At 71.0% G+C, this 9,305-nt stretch carries 10 protein-coding genes; 6 read left to right on the forward strand and 4 right to left on the reverse strand.

The window, feature by feature from the left end; translation table 11 throughout:
* Positions 1-88: 88 nt before the first annotated feature.
* The 3 genes from RIF89_RS07795 to RIF89_RS07805 are packed head-to-tail and all read right to left on the reverse strand — an operon-like array spanning position 89 to position 3,120.
* Positions 89-1,270 (reverse strand): acyl-CoA dehydrogenase family protein, encoded by a 1,182-nt coding sequence (locus RIF89_RS07795; protein ID WP_309068562.1) that lies wholly within the window; start codon positions 1,268-1,270, stop codon positions 89-91.
* Positions 1,271-1,312: 42 nt separating this feature from the next.
* Complete coding sequence (locus RIF89_RS07800) at positions 1,313-2,197, reverse strand: amidohydrolase family protein (RefSeq protein WP_309068563.1); 885 nt, start codon at positions 2,195-2,197, stop codon at positions 1,313-1,315.
* A 5-nt stretch (positions 2,198-2,202) separates the two neighbouring features.
* On the reverse strand, positions 2,203-3,120 hold the full coding sequence (locus RIF89_RS07805; RefSeq protein WP_309068564.1) for an SDR family NAD(P)-dependent oxidoreductase: 918 nt from the start codon (positions 3,118-3,120) through the stop codon (positions 2,203-2,205).
* An 86-nt stretch (positions 3,121-3,206) separates the two neighbouring features.
* On the opposite strand from RIF89_RS07805, the gene RIF89_RS07810 reads away from it, so the two are divergent.
* From RIF89_RS07810 to RIF89_RS07835, 6 genes are all read left to right on the forward strand, one after another.
* The gene (locus RIF89_RS07810; protein ID WP_309068565.1) at positions 3,207-3,647 is read left to right on the forward strand and encodes a MarR family transcriptional regulator; all 441 of its coding nucleotides are present in this window, start codon (positions 3,207-3,209) and stop codon (positions 3,645-3,647) included.
* A gap of 130 nt (positions 3,648-3,777) precedes the next feature.
* A complete protein-coding gene (locus RIF89_RS07815; protein ID WP_309068566.1) occupies positions 3,778-4,776 on the forward strand; it encodes an ABC transporter substrate-binding protein in 999 nt (332 codons plus the stop codon).
* A 37-nt stretch (positions 4,777-4,813) separates the two neighbouring features.
* On the forward strand, positions 4,814-5,656 hold the full coding sequence (locus RIF89_RS07820) for an ABC transporter permease subunit (RefSeq protein WP_309068567.1): 843 nt from the start codon (positions 4,814-4,816) through the stop codon (positions 5,654-5,656).
* Positions 5,656-6,432, forward strand: coding sequence for an ABC transporter permease (locus RIF89_RS07825; RefSeq protein WP_309068568.1), 777 nt, complete (start codon positions 5,656-5,658; stop codon positions 6,430-6,432). Before RIF89_RS07820 ends, RIF89_RS07825 begins: the two co-directional genes overlap by 1 nt.
* Positions 6,422-7,285 (forward strand): ABC transporter ATP-binding protein, encoded by an 864-nt coding sequence (locus RIF89_RS07830; RefSeq protein WP_309068569.1) that lies wholly within the window; start codon positions 6,422-6,424, stop codon positions 7,283-7,285. Before RIF89_RS07825 ends, RIF89_RS07830 begins: the two co-directional genes overlap by 11 nt.
* A 4-nt stretch (positions 7,286-7,289) precedes the next feature.
* Positions 7,290-8,495, forward strand: coding sequence for a Bcr/CflA family efflux MFS transporter (locus tag RIF89_RS07835; RefSeq protein WP_309068570.1), 1,206 nt, complete (start codon positions 7,290-7,292; stop codon positions 8,493-8,495).
* A gap of 1 nt (position 8,496) precedes the next feature.
* On the opposite strand, the gene RIF89_RS07840 is transcribed toward RIF89_RS07835, so the two are convergent.
* Positions 8,497-9,305 (reverse strand): FAD-dependent monooxygenase (locus tag RIF89_RS07840; RefSeq protein WP_309068571.1); only part of this gene is annotated, 809 nt, incomplete at its 5' end.

Raw genomic sequence — 9,305 nt, forward strand, 5'->3', positions numbered from 1 at the left:
ACTCGGTCCAGCCGAGGTCGCGGCCGGCGAGCGAGGTGAGCTCATCGAAGGTGGCGGTGGTGGGCATGTGTTCCTCCCGGAGTGGTGTTCAGACGAATGCGGATGCGCCCGTGAGCGAGCGTCCGACAATGAGGGCGTTGATCTCGTGCGTTCCCTCGTACGAGTAGACCGCCTCCGCATCGGCGAAGAAGCGGGCGGCGTCGTGTGCGAGCAGCAGTCCGTTGCCTCCGAGCAGCTCGCGCGCCAGTGCGGCCGTCTCGCGGGCCCGCTCGGCCGTGACCATCTTGGCCAGCGCCGAGTTCTCATCGCTCCAGATCCCCGCGTCCTGATTCGCGGAAAGCGACGCGGCGAGCGCGAGCGAGGACGTGACGTTGCCGAGCATGCGGGCGAGCTTCTCCTGCACGAGCTGGAAGCCACCGAGCGGACGGCCGAACTGCGCGCGCTGCGTCGTGTACCGCACGGCGGCGTCGAGAGCCCCCGCCTGCAGCCCGGTGGCGATCCATGCGACGTCCGAGCGCATGCGCCGCAGCAGAGCGGCGACATCGCGCCACGAGTTCACGCCGTGCAGGCGCCGCTCCTCCGGCACGCGCACGCCACGCAGCGTGATGTGCGCGTTCTGCACGGGGCGCAGCGAGACCTTCCCGGAGATGACGTCCACCTCCACCCCCTCGGCGCGGCGGTCGATGAGGAAGGCCTTGACCTGCCCGTCGGCCTCGTCCCGGGCGAACACCGCGAGCACGTCGGCACGATCGGCCGCGCCGATCCAGCGCTTCTCGCCGTCGATGATCCACGCGTCGCCCTCCCGCCGCGCACGGGTGACCATCCCACCGGCGATATCCGAGCCGTGATCCGGCTCGGTGAGGCAGAACACGCCCCGCGTCGCGAACGACGTCACGAGCGGATCCCACTGCGCCGCCTGCTCGGCCGACCCGCCGAAGCGGACGACGGTGCGGAACAGCCCGGCCTGCGCCGTGTACAGCGTGGCGACCGACACGTCGGCGCGAGCCAGCGTGAAGCAGCGGAATCCCGAGAACATGCTCGAATCGGCCTCACGCGGTGTCACGCCCTCGGGGTCCATGAGCCGCAGCGGGATGAGCGCGTCCAGCACGGTGTCGGGCATGACGGCGCGCTCCCATGCGTCGGCCATGAGCGGCACGACATCGCGGGTCAAGACGTCGGCCAGTCCCGCGAGGACCTCGCGAGCGGCGCCGCTCAGGTGGCGCTCCGCGAAGCCGTAGCGGTCGAGCACGGCATCTGTCGACTCGGTCACGTCGTCGTCCCCTCGCTCACTCCGGTCGCACAGCGCGGCGCATCACGTCAGCCCCAGCAGGCGCGCGGCATTGTGCTTCATGATCCCCGGCAGCACCTCGGGCTTGAACGTCTGCGCGGCCTCGGCATCGCGGATCCATCGATCCGGCGTCAGCAGCGGGAAGTCCGATCCGAACAGGATCCGGTCCTTGAGCATCGAGTTGGCGTAGCGCACGAGCTCGGCGGGGAAGTACTTGGGGCTCCAGCCCGACAGGTCGATCCACGTCGAATGCTTGTGGGTCGCCACGGAGAGCGCCTCGTCCTGCCACGGCACGGACGGATGCGCCATGACGATCTGCAGGCCGGGGAAGGACGCCGCGACGCCGTCGAGCAGCATGGGGTTCGACAGCGCCAGCCGGAGCCCGCGGCCGCCCGGCATGCCCGCGCCGATGCCCGTCTGGCCGGTGTGGAACAGCGCGGGGACACCCGCCTCCTCCAGCAGGGCGTACAGCGGGAAGAACCGCTCGTCGTCGGGCGAGAATCCCTGCACGGTCGGATGGAACTTGAAGCCCCGCACCCCGCCGTCGTCGAGCAGCCGGCGCATGGCCTCGAGGGCGTCCTCGCGGAGAGGATCGACCGAGCCGTACGGGATCAGGACGTCGTTGTTGCGTGCGGCGCCCTCAGCGATGTCGGCACTGGAGATCGGCGCCTGGCCGAGATTCGTCGTGGCATCGACCGTGAAGACGACCGCCGCCATCCTCCTCTCGCGGTAGTACTCGGCGATCGCGTCGAGGTCCGGCCGCGGGCCGTCGGTGCGGAAGTAGCGGCTCGCCGCCTCCTGCAGATCACCTGGCAGCGACGAGTGGCCGTGCGCATCGATCTCGATGTGCACGTGCGTGTCGATCGCCTCGATCCGCTCGAGGTCGATCGCCGGCTCGTAGCGCGTCATCGTCGTCAGCCCCGCTGCAGGTCCTCGGGAAGCGGCGGGAACGTCTCCCCGACCGACTGCAGCTCGCCGACCTGCGTCTCGAATGACTCCACGAGCGCGTCGTACGTCCATCCGCCCTCGCGGTAGGCCGTCGCGACAGGCTCGGGGTGGGACCACAGCTGCAGGCGGTCGCCGCCCACGCCGATCGCCTGACCCGTGACGCCGGCCGCGGCGTCGGAGGCCAGATAGGCGACGAGTCCCGCGACGTCGTCGGCCGTGCCGAAGCCGAGGTCGTGCCGGAAGAACGCCGGCATCGGCTCGCCCTTCTCCTCGGCCTCGACGGCCGCGGCGAAGTACGGCACGGTCGCGGTCATGGCCGTCGCCGCCACCGGGATCACCGCGTTGACCGTGATGCCGGCCTTCTTGAGCTCCATCGCCCACGTCCGCACCATGCCGACGATGCCCGCCTTGGCGGCGGCATAGTTCGTCTGACCGAAGTTGCCGCGCTGCCCCGTGGGCGATCCGATCGTGACGATCCGGCCGCCCTCGCCCTGCTCGCGCAGGCGGATGGCTGCCTCGCGCACGACCGTGAAGGTGCCGCGCAGGTGCACGCCTATGACCGTGTCGAAGTCGTCGTCGCTCATCTTCCACAGCACGGTGTCGCGCAGGACACCCGCGTTCGTGACCACGATGTCGAGCCGCCCGTAGGCGTCGAAAGCGGCATCGACGAGCTGCGTCGCGGACTGCGTCGGGCCGACGGCCGCGACGACAGCGGTCGCGGTGCCGCCGGACTGCGTGATCGACTCGACAGCCGCGGCGGCGGTCGCCTCGTCGACGTCGTTGACGACGACGGATGCGCCCTGTCGGGCGAGTTCCTGTGCATACGCGAGACCGAGCCCGCGGCCCGATCCGGTGACGATGGCGACTTTGCCGGTGAGCGTCATGTGCATCTCCTTCGATCGGGATCATGCAAGCGCAGATTCTTGAGATTGTCAACGATTGACGTCGTCCATCTTGCTAGAGTCGCCGCATGAAGAGCGAGCTGCAGGCCCACCGCCCCCTCGTGAACGACACGGCGTTCCTCCTGGCGCGGGCGAACGCCCGGTCCCTCGCGGCGACCCACGCCGCGCTCGCCGAGCACGGCCTGCGCGTGCGGTCCTACACGGTGCTGGCCCTGGCCGTCGCCGAGGCCCGGCTGTCGCAGCGGGACATCGCGGAGTACCTGTGGCTCGACCCGAGTCAGGTCGTCGCCCTTGTCGACGACCTGCAGCAGCGGGGCTACGTGGCGCGCGAGCCCGATGAGAACGATCGTCGCGCCAAGGTCGTGGTCGCCACGGACGAGGGTCGCCGCGTGCACGCTGCGGCCGCGCGCTCCGTGCGCGAGTCGGAGGACGAGACGCTCGACGTCCTCGCCGCGGACGAGCAGGCGCAGCTGCGCGAGCTGCTGCTGCGCCTGGCCTTCCCCGCCTGAGGAGCGATCGGGACGCGTCGATGCGATCCCGTGACATTCGCAACCATTGACATCCTCAACGGCCCGGTGTTCACTGGGGCCAACCCCGCGCTCCGGCGCCCCCTCAGTCACGAAGGAGTCACTGAGCACCATGTCCCGTACCCGTCTGTTCTCCGCCGTCGCGCTCACCGCGGCCGGCATCCTGTCTCTGGCCGCGTGCAGCTCCGGCTCGCCGAGCGGCCCCGCCGAGACCGAGACCGCTCCCGCCGACGGCGGCGGCGGCGAGCTCACGCCCATCACGGTCGGCCTGCTCGCGATCGCCCCCGCGGCGGCCGTGCAGTACGGCATCGACGAGGGGATCTTCGAAGAGCACGGCCTCGACGTCACTGTCCAGATGGCCCAGGGCGGCGCCGCCATGCTGCCCGCCGTCTCGACCGGTCAGTACCACTTCGGCGTCGGCAACCCGCTGTCCGTGCTCACTGCGGCGAGCCAGGGCGTCGACGTCCGCATCGCGTCGGGCTACTCGTTCTCCCTCGAGGAGGGCGAGGACATCAACGCGGTCGTCGCCCGCGCCGGCGAGGGCATCGAGTCGTGGGCCGACCTCGAGGGCAAGAAGGTGTCCGTCAACGCCGTCAAGACCCAGGGCGACCTGACGATCGGCGAGGCCGTCGAGAAGGACGGCGGCGACCCGGCCGCGGTCGAGTACATCGAGGTCGCCTTCCCGGATGCGCTTGCCCAGCTCGACGGCGGCAACGTCGACGCGGTCTGGATCCCCGAGCCGTTCCTGTCGATGGCGGTCGCCGATCCCGACAAGTACACGGTCGTGGGCCACCCGAACCAGGAGGCGATCCCCGGCCTGCCCACCATGGTGAGCTTCACGTCGGGCGCGGTCGCCGAGGACACCGAGCTCGTCGAGGCGTGGCGCGGCGCCGTCGCCGACACGCTCGCCGCGGCGACGGACGACCGCGAGGGCTTCGGCCAGACGATCGCCGAGTTCACGGGCATGCCCGAGGCCGCGGCCGCGAACCTGCGCCTCGAGCGGCTGGACGCCGAGCTCGACCCGCAGCTGATCACGGACCTCAGCGACCTCGCGCAGAAGTTCGCCTTCCTGGAGAGCGCGCCCGACCTCGACACGGTCATCCTCGACTGACCGACCCGCTTCGGTCGACACCTTCAGGCCCCATCCGATGACCTCCCTCGCCCCCCACGACACGATCACCCGCACGGTGGCGGTGGCGCAGGCCCGGCGCAGGCGGCGGCGGTTCCGACCCCGCCGCCTGCTCCTCGGCCTCGCCGGTGTCCTGACGTTCCTGCTGATCTGGGAGCTCGCCTCCCGCACCGGCATCGTCAATGCGACGTACCTGCCACCGGCGTCCGAGGTGCTCGTGACGTTCGGCGCGAACGCCGCGCTGACCGGCACGTGGGTCGCGGTGGGTCAGACGCTGGGGGCCTGGGCGCTCGGCATCCTTCTGGCGTCGGCGCTCGCCGTGCCGCTGGGCGTCGTGATCGGCCTGTCTCCGTTCCTGTCGCGCGCCACGAGATCGACCGTCGAGTTCCTGCGCCCCATCCCGTCGGTCGCGCTCATCCCGCTCGCCGTGCTGGCGTTCGCGGTGCCGCTCCAGCAGAGCCTGCTCATCATCACGTACGGCGCGTTCTGGCAGATCTTCATCCAGGTGCTCTACGGCGTCGCCGACGTCGACGCGGTCGCGATGAGCACGGCGCGCAGCTACGGCTTCACCTGGTGGCAGCGCGTGCGCGACGTGGTGTTCCCGACCATGCTCCCCTATCTGCTCACCGGGATCCGCCTTGCCGCCGCGGTCGCGCTCATCCTGGCGGTCACGGCCGAGCTGGTGATCGGCACGCCTGGCGTCGGCAAGCAGGCTGGTCTCGCGAAGGACGCGGGCCTGTACGCCTCGACCTACGCGCTCGTGCTGCTGACCGGACTGCTCGGCGTCGTGATCAACCTCGGCGTCCGCGCGGCGGAGCGCCGCCTGCTGTCGTGGCACCAGTCCGTGCGAGGGGACGCCTGATGCGCAAGTCGCTGATCGCCCTCGCGTACGCGCTCGGGCTGCCGGTGATCCTCATCGCGATCTGGTGGATCGCGTCGCTCGGGGCGACGAGCATCTTCGTGCCGAAGCCCGTGCCGCTCGTGACCCAGTTCTTCGAGACCTGGATCGGCGACAGGTTCTTCACGGACGTGCTGCCGAGCCTCGGGCGCTTCGCCGCCGGCACCGCCTTCGCGATCGTGCTCGGCATGCTGATCGGCCTCGGCGTCGGGCTGAGCCGCGGGCTGCGCGCGTTCACCGAGCCCGTGTTCGAGTTCTTCCGCGCGATCCCGCCGCCCGTGCTGATCCCGATCTTCGCGCTCGTGATCGGGATCGGCGACGACATGAGGATCGCCGTGATCGCGTTCGGCGCGATCTGGCCGGTGATCCTCAACACGATCGAGGGCGTGCGCGCGGCCGACGAGGTGCAGACCGAGACGAGCCGCTCGTACGGCATCCACGGCCTGAACCGCGTGCGCTACCAGGTGCTGCCGTCCGCGGCGCCGCAGATCCTGGCGGGCGTCCGGCAGAGCCTGCCGATCGGCATCATCCTGATGGTCATCAGCGAGATGCTCTACGCCTCGTCGGGTCTCGGCTTCTCGATCATCCAGCTGCAGCGCAGCTTCGCGGTTCCGCAGATGTGGAGCGGCATCCTGCTGCTGGGGCTGCTCGGCTTCGCGGTCTCGCTGCTGTTCAAGCTCGTCGAGCGCCGCATCCTGCGCTGGTACCACGGACTGAAGGATCTGCAGAATGCCTCCTGAGAACATCGCCGCCTCGACGGCCATCGGCCACGGCCGCACCCTTCCCCCCGAGCAGACGCTGCTCTCGGTGCGCGGCCTGAAGAAGGTCTACCGCACCGACGGCGGTGACATCGAGGCCGTGCGCGATCTGACCTTCGACCTCGGGCGCAATGAGCTGACCTGCCTCGTCGGCCCCTCCGGGTCGGGCAAGACCACGCTGCTGAAGTGCATCGCGGGTCTGCTCGAGCCCACGAGCGGCGAGGTCCTGCTCGACGGCAAGCGCGTCACGGGACCGCCCAAGAAGATGGCCGTGGTGTTCCAGGAGTACGGCCGGTCGCTGTTCCCCTGGCTGCGCGTCGCCGACAACGTCGAGCTGCCGCTGAAGAACGCCGGAGTGCCCAGGGCGAAGCGCGCGGAGCTCGTGGCAGAGGCGCTCGAGAGCGTGGGCCTCGCGCACGTTCCGAAGTCGTACCCGTGGCAGCTGTCGGGCGGCATGCAGCAGCGCGTGGCCATCGCCCGCGCGATCGCGTACCAGCCCGAGGTGCTGCTGATGGACGAGCCGTTCGCGGCCGTCGACGCGCAGACCCGAGCGGACCTCGAGGACCTTGTGCGATCGATCCGCGAGCGCCTCGGAGTCACGGTGCTGTTCGTCACGCACGACATCGACGAGTCGGTCTATCTCGGGTCGCGCGTGATCATCCTGTCGTCGTCGCCCACGGTGGTGCAGGAGGACCTCGTGATCGACCTGCCCGATCAGCGCGATCAGCTCGAGACGCGGGCGCTGCCGCGCTTCACCGAGCTGCGCCACCACGTGTACGAGCAGATCCAGCTCGCCAAGCGCGGGTTCCGGCCGGATGAGGCGCGGGTCGGCTGAGGCGGTGACGGCGGGCACCCGGGACGAGCTCACCCGCGGTCGGCTCGCGGCGCTGGGCTTCGTCGGCATGGCCGGCGCCCTGTCGACCGACCTGTACCTGCCCGCCTTCCCCTCGATCCAGGAGGACTTCGGTGCGACGGCCGCTGCGGTGCAGCTCACGCTGACGGCGTACCTGATCGGATCCGCGGCCGGGCAGTTCGGCATCGGCACGATCTCGGACGCGCTCGGGCGGCGCCGCACGCTGCTCGCCGCGTTCTCCGTGTTCGCGATAGCGGGTTTCGCAGCCGCCGCCGCGCCGTCGCTCGAATGGGTCGTGGCGCTGCGGCTCGTTCAGGGCCTCAGCGGATCGGCCGGCGCGGCGCTCGCGCGCGCGATCGTTGCCGACCTCGCGACGGGCGAGCGGGCCGCACGGGGCATCAGCATCCTGATCGCGACCATGGGGATCGGACCTGTCGTCGGCAGTCCGCTCGGCGCGCTGTTGACCTCGTGGGGCGGATGGCGCGCGGCCCTGGTCGGTCTCGCGATCGTCTCGGCCGCGATGCTCGTGGTCACGGTCGTCGCGATCCCCGAGTCGCTGCCTCCCGAGCGGCGGCATCCGGCCCGCGTGCGACCGCTCGTCGGCAGCCTCTGGCGGCTCGTGCGCGACGGCGCGTTCGTCGGCTACGCGCTGGCGTTCGCGCTCGGCTACGGCGCGCTGATCCTGTACATCGGATCGTCGTCCTTCGTCGTGCAGAACGTGTTCGGCGCGTCCCCGCTCGTCTACTCGCTGACGTTCGCCGCGGGATCGGTCTCGTTCGTGCTCGGGGCCTGGCTGAACGCCCGCGTCGTGCGACGACGGGGAGCCGCCGGCGCCCTCCGTGCCGCGCAGCTGGTGTCGCTCGCCGCGGCGGCCGCCCTGCTGCTGCTGGCGCTGACCGGAACGCTCGGGCTCCCCACGTGGGTGCCGCTCGTATGCGTGTTCGCGGCGGGATGCGCGGGCACCATGTCGGACGCGTCCGCCCTCACGCTCGGCCGCGCGGCGTTCGCGGCGGGAGCAGGCTCGGCGACGCTCGGCCTGTTCCAGTTCTCGCTCGGCGCGGTCGCCTCCCCCTTCGGCGGCCTCTGGGGCGACGACACCGCGATCCCGGTGACCGCCGGCATGACCGGTGCCGTGCTGCTCGGGATCGCGGCGGCCACCGCGGGACGGGCCCGCGAGCGCCGCACGGGCTGAGTCAGCGCGCGAGCGGCCAGCCCGTGTAGGCCTCGGCGAGGTAGGCCCTGCCGTGCTCCGACTCGACGACCGAGCGGAGCTCTCCGACCTGGCGACGCCGGTCGAAATCGCTCGCTCCGGGCGCGACATGCAGCATGTTCGTCATCCACCAGGAGAAGTGCTGCGCCTTCCAGATCCGCGCGAGCGCGCGCTCGGGATAGGCGTCGAGCAGCCGCTCGTCCCGCTCGCGCAGCAGCGCGCTCAGCGCGTCGGCCAGCAGCACGACGTCGGCGACCGCGAGGTTCATCCCCTTCGCGCCGGTGGGGGGCACGGTGTGCGCGGCGTCGCCGACGAGCACGACGCGGCCGCGCCGCAGCCGGTGCGCGACGAAGCTGCGGAACCGCAGCACGTCGCGCTGGAAGATGGGCCCCTCGTTCAGGGTCGTGCCCGGCACGCGTGCCTGCAGGATGTCCCACAGCTCGCGCTCCGAGAACCGCTCAGGGTCCTCATCCGGGTCGCACTGGAAGTACATGCGCTGCACGGTGGCGCTGCGCTGGCTGATCAGCGCGAAGCCGTCCGGCGAGTTGCTGTAGATCAGCTCCTCCGCCGACGGGGGCGCCTCGCACAGCACCCCGAACCACGCGAACGGGTACTCGCGGTAAAACCCGCCGTGCGATCCGGTGACGGTCTCGCGCGTCACGCCGCGCGATCCGTCCGACCCGACGACGACATCCGCCTCGATCTCGATCCGCTCGCCGTCCGCCCCGGTGGCGATCACGCGCGGCCGCGCGGACTCGGCGTCCTCCACGGCGATCGCGCGCACGCCGAAGC

Origin of the sequence: Microbacterium sp. (genome assembly GCF_031178525.1) — a bacterium.
In the GTDB taxonomy this organism is placed as follows: Bacteria; Actinomycetota; Actinomycetes; order Actinomycetales; family Microbacteriaceae; genus Microbacterium.